This window comes from Actinoallomurus acaciae (assembly GCF_042429965.1).
GTDB classification, from domain to species: Bacteria; Actinomycetota; Actinomycetes; order Streptosporangiales; family Streptosporangiaceae; genus Actinoallomurus; species Actinoallomurus acaciae.
In genome coordinates, this window is the sequence record NZ_JBHLZP010000206.1 from 1 (window position 1) to 16,582 (window position 16,582).

General features: G+C 71.1%; 17 protein-coding genes. 5 read left to right on the top strand and 12 right to left on the bottom strand.

From position 1 onward, the window contains the following. Positions 1–495 (bottom strand): CoA-binding protein (locus tag ACFFNX_RS25290; protein WP_378207115.1); only part of this gene is annotated, 495 nt, incomplete at its 3' end. A gap of 45 nt (positions 496–540) precedes the next feature. Continuing rightward, positions 541–912 (bottom strand): LytR/AlgR family response regulator transcription factor, encoded by a 372-nt coding sequence (locus ACFFNX_RS25295; protein ID WP_378207118.1) that lies wholly within the window; start codon positions 910–912, stop codon positions 541–543. A gap of 345 nt (positions 913–1,257) precedes the next feature. On the opposite strand from ACFFNX_RS25295, the gene ACFFNX_RS25300 reads away from it, so the two are divergent. After that, on the top strand, positions 1,258–1,620 hold the full coding sequence (locus ACFFNX_RS25300) for a hypothetical protein (RefSeq protein ID WP_378207121.1): 363 nt from the start codon (positions 1,258–1,260) through the stop codon (positions 1,618–1,620). A gap of 12 nt (positions 1,621–1,632) precedes the next feature. Here the strand turns inward: ACFFNX_RS25300 and ACFFNX_RS25305 are convergent, their stop codons facing one another. After that, positions 1,633–2,967: a UDP-glucose dehydrogenase family protein gene (locus ACFFNX_RS25305; protein ID WP_378207124.1), complete on the bottom strand. Its 1,335-nt coding sequence runs from the start codon at positions 2,965–2,967 to the stop codon at positions 1,633–1,635. A 99-nt stretch (positions 2,968–3,066) separates the two neighbouring features. Here ACFFNX_RS25305 and ACFFNX_RS25310 point away from each other — a divergent pair, with 99 nt between their 5' ends. Then, positions 3,067–4,236 carry an acyl-CoA dehydrogenase family protein gene (locus ACFFNX_RS25310; protein ID WP_378207127.1) on the top strand — a complete coding sequence of 390 codons (1,170 nt, stop codon included), beginning with the start codon at positions 3,067–3,069 and terminating at the stop codon, positions 4,234–4,236. A 70-nt stretch (positions 4,237–4,306) separates the two neighbouring features. On the opposite strand, the gene ACFFNX_RS25315 is transcribed toward ACFFNX_RS25310, so the two are convergent. The 4 genes from ACFFNX_RS25315 to ACFFNX_RS25330 form a co-directional block, all read right to left on the bottom strand. Beyond that, positions 4,307–4,495 (bottom strand): hypothetical protein, encoded by a 189-nt coding sequence (locus ACFFNX_RS25315; RefSeq protein ID WP_378207129.1) that lies wholly within the window; start codon positions 4,493–4,495, stop codon positions 4,307–4,309. A 160-nt stretch (positions 4,496–4,655) separates the two neighbouring features. Beyond that, positions 4,656–5,699, bottom strand: a complete 1,044-nt coding sequence (locus tag ACFFNX_RS25320; RefSeq protein ID WP_378207132.1) for a hypothetical protein — start codon at positions 5,697–5,699, stop codon at positions 4,656–4,658. Between the two features lie 171 nt (positions 5,700–5,870). Next, positions 5,871–6,299 (bottom strand): hypothetical protein, encoded by a 429-nt coding sequence (locus ACFFNX_RS25325; protein ID WP_378207135.1) that lies wholly within the window; start codon positions 6,297–6,299, stop codon positions 5,871–5,873. 177 nt (positions 6,300–6,476) lie between these two features. Further along, positions 6,477–7,406, bottom strand: coding sequence for an NADP-dependent oxidoreductase (locus ACFFNX_RS25330; protein ID WP_378207165.1), 930 nt, complete (start codon positions 7,404–7,406; stop codon positions 6,477–6,479). A 98-nt stretch (positions 7,407–7,504) separates the two neighbouring features. Between ACFFNX_RS25330 and ACFFNX_RS25335 the strand changes: the two genes are divergently transcribed. Continuing rightward, positions 7,505–8,485 carry a GlxA family transcriptional regulator gene (locus ACFFNX_RS25335; RefSeq protein ID WP_378207138.1) on the top strand — a complete coding sequence of 327 codons (981 nt, stop codon included), beginning with the start codon at positions 7,505–7,507 and terminating at the stop codon, positions 8,483–8,485. Between the two features lie 21 nt (positions 8,486–8,506). Here ACFFNX_RS25335 and treZ read toward each other — a convergent pair whose 3' ends face one another. Genes treZ through glgX form a run of 3 tightly spaced genes read right to left on the bottom strand, consistent with a single transcriptional unit; the run spans position 8,507 to position 14,563 of the window. Then, positions 8,507–10,210, bottom strand: coding sequence for a malto-oligosyltrehalose trehalohydrolase (gene treZ, locus ACFFNX_RS25340; protein WP_378207141.1), 1,704 nt, complete (start codon positions 10,208–10,210; stop codon positions 8,507–8,509). Beyond that, complete coding sequence (treY, locus tag ACFFNX_RS25345) at positions 10,207–12,489, bottom strand: malto-oligosyltrehalose synthase (protein WP_378207145.1); 2,283 nt, start codon at positions 12,487–12,489, stop codon at positions 10,207–10,209. Before treY ends, treZ begins: the two co-directional genes overlap by 4 nt. After that, the gene (gene glgX, locus ACFFNX_RS25350) at positions 12,482–14,563 is read right to left on the bottom strand and encodes a glycogen debranching protein GlgX (RefSeq protein ID WP_378207148.1); all 2,082 of its coding nucleotides are present in this window, start codon (positions 14,561–14,563) and stop codon (positions 12,482–12,484) included. Before glgX ends, treY begins: the two co-directional genes overlap by 8 nt. A gap of 221 nt (positions 14,564–14,784) precedes the next feature. On the opposite strand from glgX, the gene ACFFNX_RS25355 reads away from it, so the two are divergent. Together ACFFNX_RS25355 and bfr are read left to right on the top strand one after the other, a co-directional pair. Further along, entirely contained in the window at positions 14,785–14,985 is a 201-nt protein-coding gene (locus tag ACFFNX_RS25355; RefSeq protein WP_378207151.1) for a (2Fe-2S)-binding protein, read from the top strand. A 66-nt stretch (positions 14,986–15,051) separates the two neighbouring features. Then, positions 15,052–15,552: a bacterioferritin gene (gene bfr, locus ACFFNX_RS25360; RefSeq protein ID WP_378207154.1), complete on the top strand. Its 501-nt coding sequence runs from the start codon at positions 15,052–15,054 to the stop codon at positions 15,550–15,552. Between the two features lie 19 nt (positions 15,553–15,571). Here bfr and ACFFNX_RS25365 read toward each other — a convergent pair whose 3' ends face one another. Next, positions 15,572–15,964, bottom strand: a complete 393-nt coding sequence (locus ACFFNX_RS25365; protein WP_378207157.1) for an MmcQ/YjbR family DNA-binding protein — start codon at positions 15,962–15,964, stop codon at positions 15,572–15,574. A 9-nt stretch (positions 15,965–15,973) separates the two neighbouring features. Continuing rightward, the coding region (locus ACFFNX_RS25370; RefSeq protein WP_378207160.1) for a hypothetical protein at positions 15,974–16,582 on the bottom strand (609 nt) is incomplete at its 5' end.

Consider the following 16,582-nt stretch of genomic DNA (forward strand, 5'->3'; position numbering starts at 1 on the left):
TTGTGCGTCAGGGCCGTCACCGGCGCGGTCGTGCCGTCGCGGCTCAGCGCGGCAGGCGCAGGCGCGCCACTCGATCGCCGGGCAGCGGTTCATCACGACGTCCAGGCCCGCGGCGGCGGCCCTGGCGGCGGCGGCCTCGTCGACCACGTCGAGCGGATACCAGATGGCCCTGACCTCGCCGTCCGCCCGCGGGCCGTACGTGCGGAACAGCGCGATCGCCTCGTCGGTGACCTCGCCGGCGTGCTCGGCGCGCCGGTAGACGCCGACGACGTTCACCGGTGACGACACCTCGGCGAGCGAGGCGGCGCCGGGCTCGCCGAACACGGTCGCCGCGTCCGGATGGACCGGCACGATCGTCTTGCCGCGCGACTGGAGCAGCCGCGCCATGTCGTACGCGGTGCGCCCGGGGTTGTCGCGCAGACCCACGAACGCCCACGTCTTCGATTCGGTGATGATGCGTCGGATGACGGCTTCGTCGGCGTAACGGTCGCTCATGAGCGTCACAACCATCCGGAACCGTCCGGACTTCCCCGGCTTCGGTCAGCCGGGACGCTGACCGGCGTCGACCAGGATCCGGCGGATCGTGGTGCCCGACAGGTCGGACTTGCGGACGAACGCCGCGGCGCCGGGCACGGGAAGGTCGATGTAGTCGTCCAGCCGGTAGGTGGAGATGAGGATCAGGATCGGCCGCCCGTCGACGCCCGTGATCTCCTCGACCAGGTCGAAGCCGCTCTCGTCGCCGAGGTTGACGTCGATCAGCATGACGTCGGGCCGCGCGCTCACCATCAGCCGCAGGGCGCGGGCGCTGTCCGCGGCCACGCCGACGACGTCGATCTGCTCGCGTCGCAGCAGGTCGCGAGCGACATCGGCGAAGCCGTCATCGTCGTCGACGATCAGGCACCGGACAGCCATTCCTCAACAGTACGCGCGCTTTTCCCGGCTTCCGGGTAACCGGAATCCGGGGGTACGGCTGGCAGGGGGCACGGAACGGTGGGTGGCCATGAAGACGGCGAACCGCCGCGGGCCGATCGTGGAAGGTAGGTCCGACTGCGGGAGGGGGACACGTGCATCCGAACCGACATGCGATCGATCATCCGTCGAACGCCCACCCGGAGCGCGTCCGCGTGGGTGACACGGAGGTGCCCCATGGTGGACGTGCCGCCGCGGCTCCAATGCTTTCCTAGGCCCCAGGTGAACCCCGCCCCCGACGCCTCCGGCGACCCGTCCCCCGCCGCCGGTGACTGGCCGTTTTCCCCCATGACCGAGTGCGGCGAGAGGGTCGACGACACGACCGCACTGGTCACGCCCTCCGCCGGTGGGGAGCCCATCACCGTCTACCTGTCGATCGGGCTGTCGGCCGACGCCGTGCCCGGCGGCCTGGCCGGGATCCAGCGCTCGCTCGCCGACGCCGCGCGCCAGATGACCCGGTCGGGGCATCCGGTGCACTACTCGAACGGGATGTACATGCCCGCGCAGACGCGCCTGCTGTGCGTCTTCACCGGGGAGAGCGAGGAGGCGGTGCACGCCGCGGTACGACTGCTGCGGCTCCCGTTCGTCCAGCTCAAGGCGGTCACGGAGGAGGAGGGACCGGCCCCCCGGGACGGGGAGCCGGGCCGGTGAACCGATGATCCGTCAGGGCCGGCCGAGCGCGCGGTAGTGCCAGCCGGCGGCGCGCCAGCGCTCGGGGTCGAGCGCGTTGCGGCCGTCCACGATGTTGCGCTCCGCGACGCCCGCCCCGAGCTCGTCCGGGTCCAGCTCGCGGAACTCGCGCCACTCGGTGAGCAGCAGGACGACGTGCGCGTGGGCGACGGCGTCCTGCGCCGACGTGCCGTACGCCAGCTCCGGATGGGCCCGGCGGGCGTTGTCCAGGGCCTGCGGGTCATAGACGGTGACGTTGCCGCCCTGCGCGCGGATCGTGGTCGCCACGTCGAGCGCCGGGGAGTCGCGGATGTCGTCGGAGTTGGGCTTGAACGCCGCGCCGAGCACACCGACCGTACGGCCGATGAACGAGCCGCCGAGCAGCTCGCGGGCCAGGTCGACCATGCGGATCCGGCGGCGGATGTTGATCGCGTCGACCTCGCGAAGGAACGACAGCGCCTGGTCCACACCCAGCTCGCCGGCCCGCGCCATGAACGCCCGGATGTCCTTGGGCAGGCAGCCGCCGCCGAAGCCGAGCCCGGGGCCGAGGAACTTGCCGCCGATGCGGTCGTCGTGCGACAGGGCCTCTGAGAGCTTGGTCACATCGGCGTGCGCGGCCTCGCAGACCTCGGCCATCGCGTTGATGAAGGAGATCTTCGTGGCGAGGAACGCGTTGGCGGAGACCTTGACCAGCTCGGAGGTCGGATAGTCGGTGACGATCAGCGGGATGCCCTCGGCGGTCATCGGCGTGTAGATCTCACGCAGGACCTTCTCGGCGCGGTCGGACTCCACGCCGATGACGATGCGGTCGGGGTGAAGGGTGTCCTCCACGGCGAAGCCCTCGCGGAGGAACTCCGGGTTCCAGGCGAGCTCGGCCAGGTCACCGGCCGGGGCGAGCCGGGCCAGCCGGCGCGCGAGCCGCTCGGCGGTGCCGACCGGCACCGTGGACTTGCCGATGACGAGGCAGGCGCGCGTGAGGCGCGGCGCCAGCGCCGTGATCGTGTCGTCGACGTAGCTCATGTCGGCGGCGTACTCGCCGGGCTTTTGCGGTGTGCCGACGCAGATGAAGTGGACGTCGCCGAACTCGGCCACCTCATCGTAGGAGGTGGTGAAACGCAGCCGTCCGTTCTCGAGGTTGCGCCGCAGGATGGGCTCGAGACCGGGTTCGTAGAACGGCAGCTCGCCCGCGGACAGGCGAGCGATCTTGTCGGCGTCCACGTCGATGCCGAGCACCTCGAACCCCAGCTCGGCCATGCAAGCCGCGTGGGTGGCGCCCAGGTAGCCAGTGCCGATCACGGTCAAGCGTTGCGCCAAGGCCCTGCCTCCCATCATGAGAATTTGATGCCCGACCCCACTGACTTTCCCCACGGGCCGCTCGGCATGCTACCGGCCCTACTGGCGAGTAGGTAGACAGCGTACGATCGGCACATGACCTCAGACTTTCCTCTGTACGAACTCTCTGAAGAGCATGGGCTCCTGCGGGAGACCGTACGGGCCCTCGCCGACGCGAAGATCGCTCCGAAGGCCGCCGAGACCGACGAGACGGCGGCGTTTCCGCAGGCCGCGTACGAGGCACTGATCCAGGCCGACCTGCACGCCGTGCACATTCCCGAGGCGTACGAGGGGGTCGGTGCGGATGCCCTCGCCACGGTAATCGTGATCGAAGAGGTCGCCCGAGCATGCGCCTCCTCATCACTGATCCCTGCTGTTAATAAGCTCGGCACGGTACCGATCCTGCTCTCCGGTTCGGAGGATTTGAAGAAACGCTACCTGAGCCCGGTGGCACGTGGTGAGGCCCTGTTCTCCTATGCCCTTTCGGAGCCGGAGGCGGGTAGCGACGCCGTGGCGATGAGGACCCGCGCGGTCCGCGACGGCGACCACTGGGTGCTGAACGGCACCAAGCGCTGGATCACCAACGCGGGCGTCTCGGACTACTACACCGTGATGGCGGTCACCGACCCGGACCAGGGCGCCCGCGGCATCTCGGCGTTCGTGGTGGAGAAGAACGACCCGGGCGTGAGCTTCGGCGCCCTGGAGAAGAAGCTCGGCATCAAGGGATCGCCGACGCGCGAGGTCATCATGGACGACGTGCGCATCCCGGCCGACCGGATCATCGGCGAGGAGGGCACCGGCTTCAAGACCGCCCTGGCCACCCTCGACCACACCCGCGTGACCATCGCGGCCCAGGCGCTGGGCATCGCCCAGGGCGCCCTGGACTACGCGATCGGGTACGTCAAGGAACGCAAGCAGTTCGGCAAGCCGATCGGCGACTTCCAGGGCGTGCAGTTCATGCTCGCCGACATGGCGATGAAGCTGGAGGCGGCACGGCAGTTGACCTACGCCGCCGCGGCCAAGTCCGAACGCCGCATGCTCGGCGCGGCCGAGCCGGACCTGACGTTCGTCTCCTCCGCGGCCAAGTGCTACGCCTCGGATGCCGCCATGGAGATCACCACGGACGCCGTCCAGCTCCTGGGCGGATACGGCTACGTGAGGGACTACCCGGTCGAGCGCATGATGCGCGACGCCAAGATCACCCAGATCTACGAGGGCACCAACCAGATCCAGCGCGTCGTGATGTCACGCGCCCTGCTGAAGTAGCCCCGTGACCCGCACTGCCACCCCTCGGCCACGTTGACCGGACCGAGGGGTGACGCATGTTCGGGTGAGTTCAGAACTCGTCCTGATCGGTGCGGTTCCGCCTGGACACGATGCGGTCCGTGACGTACCAGCTCGCGTGGGCGGCCAGGATGGCGGCCAGCACGGCGGCGATGACGCCGATGACCGGCCGGATGTCGGCGGTGAAGGTCGCGCTTCGCGCCAGCATGACGACAGGGACCTCGAGCAACCCGTTGGGCACGATCTCTCCTCGGGGGACATCCGGCAGGGGGTGGGCCCGCATCCACGGCACGGCACACGCGAAGCGCGAGGCTACCAGGAAACGGCCACAAGCCATATAAGTGGCACATATCAGACACACATCGGCCGCCCCGCACCGCGCGGGGCTGGCGCACCGCCGTTCAGAAGCTGAAAGGCGGCGGGGCCTTCTGGTTTCGGCGGGACCTGGACGGGGTCACCACCGCCACCGCCTGGGTGGCGGAGCCGTCGTCGGCCCCCTTCAGGGCGAAGCCCTCCTGGGAGTCCCCCCACAAGGCGATCATGCCGTAGGACAGGAACACGCCCTCGATGAGGGCGACCGCCCAGATCAGCGTCTGGGCGTACGCCGCAGCCGCGGTGAGCGACCAGCCGGCCGACCAGAGTGCGGCGACGGTCGCCACGACCATGAGCGCGGAGATCGCGAAGGCGATCCGGTGGATCCAGATCAGCTGGCTGATCATGTCGCGCAGTGTCGTGACCCGGCGCTCGGCCCGGTCGGCCAGCGCCATTCCCGCGATGACGAATTCCAGCATCCTGCCGTCCGCGGAGGTCGCCGCGGTGCCCTGCCAGGCCGTCTGGAGCGCCCGGCGGACCCCCGTGACGTCGGAGCCGAAGAGCGCGCGCGCCTCCCTGGCCACCTGGTCCCAGTTCCGCAGGGCCCGGTCGATGGATCCGTCGTCCGACCAGACCACGGCCCCCCACGCGAGCGCCGTCCCGATCGTCAGGGCCGACATCCCGGCGCTTGCCTTCAGGTTCGCCGCGGTCGCCATGCCGAGGGCGGCGACCGCCGTCGCGCCGGAACCGGCCAGCGCCGCGGTGGCCGGCACGGCCATCAGGTCCGCCGATGAGCCGGTCGCCGGTACCGGAGTCGCGGCGGGGGGCGATGGCGGCTGCCGCAGTTTGAAGGCCCCCTGGGAGTCGGGGATCCAGCCGATGTCATGGAGCACGGCCCTGACATTGGCGTCCTCGACGCCCATGTAGCGGTCCGCGGACCTGTGGAGGTCGTCGGCGTGGGTTCGGGCCCTGTCGATGCCGGTGGCCAGGTTGTCCAGCTCGTCCGCGAGGGAGATCGCGTAATTGTGCCGGACGCTCTCGCCGACCAGCCCGAAGGCGAGATGCGGGATGTGGCTCTGGTCGACCAGCCGACGCAGAGAATCAAGCCTGGCGGCCACATCGTCCATGCGCATGACCGCGTCTCGTACGGAGCCATGGTCAACACTCAGCTGGGAGGACACCACACGCATCCCTTCGCTCGACCGCGCGGTCGTGACTCCTGACAGGCGTCTCCCCAGGCCTATCGACCGTCCGCGCCGGCCGCCATTCACTTCAGGAAGATGTGAAATGGCCCGGCGCGCCGGTCAGCTGTCGCAGCCGGCCACGATGTGACGGGCGTAGCCCTCCGGGTCGGTACCGGCGTCCTCGGCGGCGGCGACCGACACGAGGAACTCCCGCAGCCTGTGCGTGTCCGCCGGCAGCGTCGCCGCGCCGGCGCGGTAGGCCTTCCACAGCCTGCCCCCGTCGGCCAGGTCGGCGTCGATGGTGGCCGGGCCGATCGGGCGCCGCCTCTTCCGGTAGACCGACACGTACATCGCGGCCGCCGGAAGCAGCCATTCCGTGTCGCCGCACCAGGGCTGGGCCGCACCGGCGCCGGCATCGGCGGCCACCGGGGCGTCCTCGGCGGGGATCTCGCTCGTCGAGGCGACGGCCGGGGCGCGTCCGCCTCCGCATCCGGTGAGCCCGGCCAGGACGGCCGTGAAGGCCGCGACGGCGACGCGCGATCGGATCATGGGGCGGGGCGGCGAAAAACGTCCCGCGTTCTCACTGGACACGGATATCTCCTGTTACGTGGCCTGCTGCGCTACAAGAGACGTCCATGGCGGAGTGTCCGGTTACCCCGCCGTTGATCTTTTACCAGTACGTGATCATCCAGAGCGATACGGCGGCGGACGCGCCCCCGCGGGGAGTCAGACGGTCAGCACGATCTTGCCGGTCGTACGGCCGCGCTCGCCGAGCTCGTGCGCCCTGCCGGCCTCCTCCAGCGGGAACACGCTGTCGACCTCGGCGTGCAGCCGGCCGGCCTCGACCAGCGCGGCGATCTCCTTCATCCCCGCGTAGTCCGGCTCGACCAGGGTGAAGCCCGCCGCGATGCCGCGCTCGGCCGCGGCGGCTCGCACCTCCTCGCCGACCGGCAGGATGGACACGAGTACGCCGCCGTCGCGCAGGGTCCGCAGCGAGCGGGGGCCGTAGTCGCCGCCGATCGTGTCCAGCACGACATCCACGTCGCGGACCGCCGAGGCGAAGTCGGCCCGGGTGTAGTCGATCACCTCGTCCGCGCCGAGGGCGCGGATCAGCTCGTGTTTGGGCGTCCGGGCGGTGCCGATGACGTACGCGCCGCGCGCCTTGGCGATCTGCACCGCCAGGTGTCCGACCCCGCCGCCGGCGGCGTGGATGAGGACCCGCTGCCCCTCACGCAGGCCCGCGGTGTCCACCAGGCCCTGCCAGGCCGTGAGCGCGGCCAGCGGGATCGCCGCCGCCTGGACGTGGTCGATCGCGGCCGGCTTGCGGGCGAAGTGGCGGGGCGGCGCGGTGACGTACTCGGCGTACGCCCCGGCGGGGTGCGGGAAGCGCGGCATGCCGAAGACCTCGTCGCCCGGCCGGTGGAGCGTGACGCCGACGCCGACCGCCTCGACCACGCCCGAGACGTCGAAGCCCAGGATGAACGGCGGCGTGTGCCCGGCCCGGCCGCCGGTCGCCCGCGCCTTCCAGTCGGTCGGGTTCACCCCGGCCGCGTGCACACGCACGAGGACCTCGACCGGCGCCGGCTCCGGCCGCTCGACCTCGACGACCTTGAGTACCTCCGGACCGCCCAGCGTGTCCTGGCTGACGGCGCGCATGGTTGTCATGATGTTCCTCCTCGGTGGGACACCCAGCCAACGCCCGACCCGGCCCGCCCGGAAGTGGCCTGAATGTCATCCTGTGAAAGCATCTGGCCATGAGCCCGCCACCCCACCGCGTGGCCGTCCTCGCGCTGGACGGCGCGATCCCGTTCGAGCTGGGCATTCCCGGCCGCATCTTCGGCGCCGCCCGAGGCCCCGCGGACGAACCGCTGTACGAGGTGCTCACCTGCACGCCGGACGGCGGCCCGGTGCGCACCGCCGCCGACTTCGCGATCGCCGTCGACCACGACGCCTCGGCGCTGGCCGGCGCCGACACGATCGTGATCCCGCCGTTCACGGGCGCGTACGACGGGGCGGACCTCGCCCGCGCCCTCGCCGGCGTACGGCCGGGCACGCGGATCATGTCGATCTGCACCGGCTCCTTCGTACTCGCCGCGGCCGGTCTGCTCGACGGGCGCCCCGCGACCACCCACTGGGGCGAGACCGACCGGTTCCGGAAAATGTTCCCCCGCGTCCGGCTGGACCCCGACGTGCTGTTCGTGGACGACGGCGACCTGCTCACCTCCGCCGGAGCCGCGGCAGGCGTCGACCTGTGCCTCCACGTCGTACGCCGCGACCACGGCAGTGAGGTGGCCAACCACGCGGCGCGCCGCTGCGTGGTGCCGCCCTGGCGCGACGGCGGCCAGGCGCAGTACATCGAGCGTCCGGTCCCCGAACCGCACGACGCCGGCACCGCGCCGGTCCGCGCCTGGGCGCTCGAACGCCTCGACCTGCCGCTGTCACTGTCGGACCTGGCGGAACGGGCGGGGATGAGCGTCCGCACGCTCAGCCGGCGGTTCCGCGAGGAGGTCGGCATGAGCCCGGGTCGCTGGCTCACCCGCCAGCGGATCGACCGGGCCCGGCACCTGCTGGAGACCAGCGACCTGCCGGTCGACCAGATCGCCCGGCTGGCCGGCTTCGGCACCGCCGTCTCGCTGCGGCAGCACCTGCACGCGGCCCTGGGCGTCTCGCCGATCGCCTACCGCCGCACGTTCCACCCTCGGCGGCAGGGTGATGAGCGGCTCAGCCGGGCCTGAGCGGCACCCGGGACCAGCGGTTCAGCCCATCCGGAGGATCGCGAGGGACTCACCGGGCAGCTCGCCGCCGGGGCGTGTGCCGGGCGCGGAGGCGAGGAGCAACTCGCCGTCCGGCAGCCGTACCGGATCCGCGCCGAGATTGGCGGCGACCCGCACCGAGCCCCGGTAGACGACGATCCACGACTCGTCGTGCTCCACCTCGACCTCGGTCAGCCGCGCGTCGGTCAGCTCCGGGCAGGAACGGCGCAGCGCGATCAGATCCCGGTACCAGTCGAGCAGCTCGCGGTGCCCGGGCCGCGACGGCTCCGTCCAGTCGAGCACGGACCGCAGGTACGTCTCGGGGTCCTGCGGGTCGGGCACGTCCTCCGACGCCCACCCGTGCGTGGCGAACTCGCGCCGCCGCCCCTCGCTCACCGCGCGGGCCAGGTCCGGCTCCTGATGGTCGGTGAAGAAACGCCACGGCGTGGCGGCGCCCCACTCCTCCCCCATGAACAGCATCGGCGTGAACGGCGAGGTGAGCATCAGCCCGGCGCCGACCTTGAGCAGATCCGGCGACAGCGTCGCGGAGATCCGGTCGCCGGTGGCGCGGTTGCCGACCTGGTCGTGGTTCTGCAGGAACGCGGCGAACCGGTGGCCGGGGGTGCGCAGGCGGTCGACCGGACGGCCGTGCGAGCGCCCGCGGAAGGTCGACCACGTCCCGTCGTGGAAGAACGCGCCCCGCAGCGTCTTGGCCAGGGCCTCCATCGAGCCGAAGTCGCAGTAGTAGCCCTGCCGCTCGCCGGTGAGCGCCGCGTGCAGGGCATGGTGGAAGTCGTCGTTCCACTGGGCGTCCAGACCGTACCCGCCGGCCTCGCGCGAGGTGACCAGGCGCGGGTCGCCCAGGTCGGACTCGGCGACGACGAACAGCTCCCGGCCCGTCGCGGCCCGCAGCCCGTCCACCGCGACGGCCAGCTCCTCCAGGATGTGCAGCGCCCGCTCGTCGCTCAACGCGTGCACGGCGTCGAGTCGCAGCCCGTCCAGGTGGTGGTCGCGCAGCCACATCAGGGCGTTCTCGACGATGAACGCGCGCACCTCGTCGGACCCGGGCCGGTCGAGGTTGACCGCCGGGCCCCAGGGCGTCCGGTGGGCGTCGGTGAAGTACGGCCCGTACTCGCCCAGGTAGTTGCCGCTGGGACCGAGGTGGTTGTAGACGACGTCGAGGACGACCGCCAGCCCGCGCCCGTGGCAGGCGTCGACGAAGCGCTTGAGCCCGTCCGGCCCGCCGTACGGGTCGTGCACGGCCCACAGGTGCACACCGTCGTAGCCCCAGCCGTGCCGGCCCGGGAAGGCCGCGACAGGCATCAGCTCCACGGCGTCGACGCCCAGCGCGACCAGGTGGTCCAGCCGCTCGATGGCGGCGTCGAACGTGCCGTCCGGCGTGAAGGTTCCGACGTGCATCTCGTACAGGACGCCGCCGGCGAGCGGCCGCCCGCGCCACGCGCCGTCGGTCCAGGCGAACGCGTCGTCGTCGTAGGCCCGGCTGAGGCCGTGCACCCCGTCCGGCTGCCACCGCGACCGCGGGTCGGGGAAGGGCCCCTTCCCGTCGATCACGAACCCGTAGTCCGCGCCCTCGGCCTCGGCGGTCCACCAGTCCCGCCGTACGAGCGAGGGAGCCATGGCGTGGCGACGGCCTCCGGCCTCCACCTCGACGTTCGCGGCGTCCGGCGCCCACACCTCGTACCTCATCCGGCCTCGACCAGGAGCGCGACGGGGAGCATGCCGAGCAGGCCCGTGAGCGGCGCCGGTGAGACGTATGACTGGCCGGTGAGCAGGTCGTGCCAGGGGCCGCCCGGCAGCGCCAGATGCGTGTCGTCCCAGCCGCCGCGGGCGTCGAGGCCGGCGGGCAGCCGGGTCACGACCGTGACGGCGCCGCCGCGGCGGAACGCCAGGGCGTGCCCGGCCGCCGGGCCCTGGGCGGCGAGGGGTTCGTAGCCGCCGGAGAACCACTCGGGATGCTCGTCCCGCAGGCGCAGGGCGCGCGAGGTCACGAGCAGCTTCTCCCCGCCGAGGTCGGCCGGCACCGTCCCGGCGTCGAGGTCGGCGAGCAGCTCGCGGCGGCGCGCGTAGTCCACCGGCCGCCGGTTGTCCGGGTCGACCAGCGACAGCCCGGCGAGTTCGCAGCCCTGGTAGACGTCGGGCACGCCCGGCATGGTGAGCTGCACGAGCTTCTGGGCGAGGGAGTTCGCCCGCGCGTACGGCGCGAGCAGCGCCACGAACGCCTCGATGTCGTCGGCCAGCTCCGGGTCGGCGAGCACGGCGTCCACGTGGGCGAGCACCGCCTCCTCGTACGCGGCGTCGCCGTCCACCCAGGCCGTGCGCGTCTTGGCCTCCCGCATGGCCTTGGTCAGGTACTCCTTGAGCCGTTGCCCGGACAGCGGCCACCCGCCCACGATCGTCTGCCACATCAGGTAGTCCAGGTCGGGGTCGAGGGGGCTGTCGGGCGCCCGGGCGCGCCACCGCCCGACCGCCTCGGTCCAGTCGGCGGGCAGCTCGCTGAGCACGGCCAGCCGCGCGCGGACGTCCTCCTGCCGCTTGGTGTCGTGTGTCGACAGCGTGGTCATCGTGCCGGGTCGCTCGGCCGCGATCTCCGCGCAGTACGCGTGGAACTCCGCGGGAGACACCGAGAACCGCACGGGATCGCCGCCGACCTCGTTCAGCGACACGAGCCGGGACCAGCGGTAGAACGCCGTGTCCTCCACGCCCTTGGCCATCATCGGCGCGGACGTCTGCTGGAACCGGACGACGAACTCATCGCGCAGCGCGTCACGGCCGGCCAGGCCGAGCAGCAGCGGGACCACCCGGTCGAGCAGCTCACCGTCGGTCAGCGCGGCGCGCGCCCCGGCCGCGGCCTGGGCGACGATCTCCAGATCGTGCGCCGACGGCTCCTCTCCCGGCACCGCGTAGGTGCGGTAGACGGGCATCGCGACGAGCAGCTCGACGAGCGCCCGGCGCAGCGCCGCCGGGTCGTCGCCGGGAAGGATCTTCGCGAGCAGGTCGGCGAGCCGGTCGACCTCGGGCACCAGCATGCGCTCGGCGGCGTACCGGCGGGCCTCCCGCTCCACCGCCTCGAAGTCGCCGCGGCCTCCGGTGACGACGGTGTACGCCTCGGTCAGCGGCTCCTCGCCCGCCGGGTCGTTGAACAGCCCGCCGATCACGCCGAGGGCGTCGTAGCCGGTGGTGCCCGCGCACGGCCAGTCGCCGGGGAGCCGTTCGTCGGCGGTGAGGATCTTCTCGGCGACGACCCACGTGCCGGGCCTCGCGCGGCCGGTGAGCCGGCGCAGGTAGTCGCGCGGGTCGGCGAGGCCGTCCGGATGGTCGATGCGCAGACCGTCGACCAGCCCCTTGCGCACCAGCCGCAGCGGCAGCGCGTGCGTGCGGTCGAAGACCTCGGGATCCTCCGGGCGCAGCGCGATGAGCGTGGAGACGTCGAAGAAGCGCCGGTAGTTCGGCCGGGTGTCGCGCCAGTACCCGAGGCGGTAGCGGCCGCCGCGCGGGAAGACGTGGTCGTGGTAGCGGACGACGTCGCCGTCGGCCTCGGCCTCGTCCCCGGGCGAGCCCAGCACCGGCAGCACGACCGCGCCGGCGGACCAGTCGATGTCGAACCACCGCGCGTACGGCGAGTCCGGACCGTCGCGCAGGACGTCCCAGAACGCCGGGTTGAGCGTCTCCGGCGCCGGGATGGCCATGTGGTTGGGCACGAGGTCGATCACGATGCCCAGGCCGTGCTCACGCAGGCGGGCGGCCATCTCGCGGAACGCGTCCTCACCGCCCAGGTCCTCGGCGACACGGGAGTGGTCGACGACGTCGTAGCCGTGCGCCGAGCCGGGCGTGGCCTGCAGGATCGGTGACAGGTACACGTGGGAGACGCCGAGGGCGGCCAGGTAACCGGCCAGCTCGCCGGCCTCGGCGAACCCGAATCCCTTCCTGAGCTGCAGCCGGTACGTCGCGGTCGGCGCCTTAGACACGTTGGAGCACCTGGATCGAGCGTGCCTCGACCAATGGTTTGTCGCCTGTCATCGACGCGGTCTCCTCGTCCTCGAGCATGAAGCTGGTGGTGGTGTCGATCACGGCCGTCCACAGACCCTGGTGCGCCTCGGGGACGGTGAACGTCAGGTCGCGGTCGGAAGCGTTGATCAGCAGCAGGAACGACACGTCCTGCACCGGCTCGCCCCGCCGGTCCGGCTCGGTGATCGCGTCACCGTTCAGGAAGATCGTGATCGCCTTGGCGTACCCGGTCCGCCAGTCCGGGTCCGTCATGGGCAGGCCCTCGGGGGTGAACCACTGGACGTTGTCCTCGGAGGGGAACCGGCGGCGGCGGAAGACCGGATGGTCGCGGCGCAGCGTGGTCAGCCGCCGGACGAACTCCCGCAGCGCGCCGTTCTCCGGCCGGTCGGTCCAGTCGACCCAGCTCAGCTCGTTGTCCTGGCAGTAGGCATTGTTGTTGCCGCGCTGGGTGCGACCCAGCTCATCGCCGTGGGAGATCATCGGCACGCCCTGCGACAGCAGGAGCGTGGTCAGGAGGTTGCGCTTCTGCCGCTCCCGTACCGCGAGGATGTCGGCGTCGCCGGACTCCCCCTCGGCGCCGTGGTTCCACGAGCGGTTGTCGTCGGTGCCGTCGCGGTTGCCCTCGCCGTTGGCCTCATTGTGCTTGTGGTCGTAGGAGACCAGGTCGTGCAGTGTGAACCCGTCATGGCAGGTGACGAAGTTGATCGAGGCGAGCGGCCGCCGGCCGTCGTCGGCGTACAGGTCGCTGGAGCCGGTGAACCTGCGGGCGAACTCCGGCAGCGTGTCGTCGGCGCCGCGCCAGAAGTCCCGGATCGAGTCGCGGTACTTGCCGTTCCACTCGGTCCACAGCGGCGGGAAGTTGCCGACCTGGTAGCCGCCCTCGCCGACGCACGGCTCGGCGATCAGCTTGACCTGGGAGACGATCGGGTCCTGCTGCACCAGGTCGAAGAAGGCGGACAGCCGGTCCACCGCGTGCAGCTCACGTGCCAGGGTCGAGGCGAGGTCGAAGCGGAAGCCGTCCACGTGCATCTCGGTCACCCAGTAGCGCAGCGAGTCCATGATCAGCTGAAGCGCGTGCGGGTGCTGGACGTTGATGCTGTTGCCGGTGCCGGTGGTGTCCATGTAGTACCGCGGGTCGTCCTCGACGAGCCGGTAGTAGCTGCGGTTGTCGATGCCGCGGAATCCCAGCGTGGGCCCGAGATGGTTGCCCTCGGCGGTGTGGTTGTAGACCACGTCGAGGATCACCTCGATGCCCGCCGCGTGCAGGGTCCGCACCATCAGCTTGAACTCCTGCACCTGCTCGCCCCGCGAACCGCTCGCCGCGTAGCCGTTGTGCGGCGCGAAGAAGGCGATGCTGTTGTAGCCCCAGTAGTTCGACAGCCCGCGCTGGAGCAGCGCGTCGTCGTGCACGAACTGGTGGACCGGCATCAGCTCGATCGCGGTGACGCCGAGATCCCGCAGGTGATCGATCATCACCGGGTGGGCCAGGCCCGCGTACGTGCCGCGTTCCGCCTCGGGGATCTCCGGGTGCTGCCGGGTCAGGCCCTTCACATGGGCCTCATAGATCACCGTCTCGTGGTACGGCGTGCGCGGCAGGCGGTCCTCGCCCCAGTCGAAGAACGGGTTGACCACGACGCTCTTGGGCACGTACGGGCCGCTGTCGTCGTCGCACCGCGCGTCGGGATCGGCGAACCTGTAGGAGAACAGAGCCTCGTTCCACTCCACGTCGCCCTGGACCGCCTTGGCGTACGGGTCGAGCAGGAGCTTGGCGGCGTTGCAGCGCAGCCCCTGAGCCGGGTCGTAGGGACCGTGCACCCGGAAGCCGTACCGCTGACCGGGGCCGACCCAGGGCACGTAGCCGTGCCAGACGGAGCCGTCGCGTTCGCTGAGGGGGATCCGGGTCTCCTCTCCGGAGTCGTCGAACAGGCAGAGTTCAACCCTGTCCGCGGCCTCGGAGAAGACGGAGAAGTTGGTTCCCGCGCCGTCATAGGTGGCCCCCAGGGGGTAAGGGTCACCAGGCCAAATACGCATCACATCGGTCAATTTCCCCCAGGTGATCGACTCACACGCATCTGGAGGAACACGCTTTTGACCACTCCCCGTACTGCTCAAGACCGTCGCAGACCGGCGCTCCCGTGGGCTTGTGACGCACGCTACATCGCCTCTGACCAGCGAACATTGGCCAAAACCCCGGTCGATGGGTTAGCTTAGGGGAGCCTTACCTAATCGCCTCGGCCCCCGGAGGTTCCTACGCCATGTACGTCTGTGTCTGCCACGCCGTCACCGAGGACGTCGTGCGTGAGCACATGGCGGCCGGAGCCTGCTCGGCCAAGGAGGTCCGGGCGGCGTGCGGCGTGCGGCCGGGCTGCGGTTCGTGCGTCAACCGCATCTGCGCGATGCTCAAGGAGCGCCCGGCCGAGCCGGAGCTCGAGGAGGCCGTCGAAGCGGCCGCCTGAGCCCGATTGGTACGCACGGCGAGGCATTGCCCGCGCTTTGCCTTTGGCGTGCCACGATTGGGTGACATGGAAGGCGACACCGACGTCATCAACCTGCTCAATGAGCAGCTGACGGCCGAGCTCACCGCGATCAACCAGTACTTCCTGCACTCGAAGATGCAGGACCACTGGGGGTACACCGCGCTGGCCGAGCACACCAGGGCCGAGTCGTTCGATGAGATGCGGCATGCGGAGACGCTCACCGACCGCCTGCTCATGCTGTCAGCGCTGCCGAACTACCAGCGGATCAACCCCCTGCGCATCGGCCAGACGGTACCCGAGCAGCTCCGCTCCGACCTGGCCATCGAGATGGAGGCCGTCGGCCGGCTGCGGCCCGGCATCGAGCTGATGCGCTCACGGGGCGACGTGACCTCGGCACGCATCTTCGAGCGCATCCTCGAGGACGAAGAGGAGCACGTCGACTACCTGGAGACCGAGCTGGAGCTGCTGGAGACCCTCGGCGAGCAGCTCTACCTCCAGCGTTACGCCACGCCTCGCAGCTCCGGCGACGAGAAGCTCGATCTCTGACGGCCGCGCTCAGGCGTCCTCACCTGGGGCGGCCGAGGTACTCGTCCGCGAGCCTTCGTGGCGCGCACGCCAGCCAGCCGTCGATGATCGCCTCCCGCAGGTCCTGCTCGGCCACCGTCCGCAGCCGGATCAGGACGGCGGAGAAGCCGTCGAAGTGCGGGATGGTGAAGAAGGCGTCGGGATGGGCGGCGAGAGCGGCCTCCTTGTCACCGAGGTCCTCGACCCGGACGGCCAGAATCGGGCCGTCCGGCGGTGTCTCGTCGCCGAACCGCTTCAGATCGGCCTTGGAGAACGGGCGTTCCCAGACGAACCCCTTGCCTCCGACCAGCCACGTGCGGTTGCCGTAACGCGTGCCCTCGGTCACCTCGGGCAGCGCCGAGGCGATCGCGGCCACGTCCTCGATGCTCGCCACGCCCGTACGCTACCGCGCTCGGCGCAGCCCGGCCGCGGAGAAGTACCGGGCCATCGGCATGAGGGCGAAGGGACTGACCGAGACGACGGACACGATGCCGAGCCAGAAGAACGCCTTCGCGAGACGAGGCCACATGCTCAGGGAGTGATACAGCGCCATGCTGTCGGCACCGTCGAAGCCGTTGGGCGACCGCACGACGGTGACCGCCCCGAGGAGTTGCGGCCCGGCCGCGAGCAACAGGACGACGAGGAGACCGATCGCGTACGGGCGCGCCGGGGTCCCGCTCCCGGCCTCGCCCCGCCTTCGGAAGGCCAGGCCGCCGACGGCCGTGAAGAACACGACCGCCGAGACCGCGAGGAGCAGGCCGCTCGCGAAGACCAGCGCCAGGCACTTCTTCGCGTTGTAACCCGAGACGTAGATGCTGCCGAAATGGAACTCGCAGTAGATGCCCGCCACCGCGCCGAGAACGCTCAGCCCGAAGAGATGGACCGGGTTCCAGGACCTGAAGAGAAGATCGCCGGCGGTCCGGCGTCCGATCCTCGGCGGCGGTGACCCGGCGGCGGACACCGGCCGGGTGGCCGGGGCGACATCGGCCGCGGGCCGGGCGGCGACGGTGGG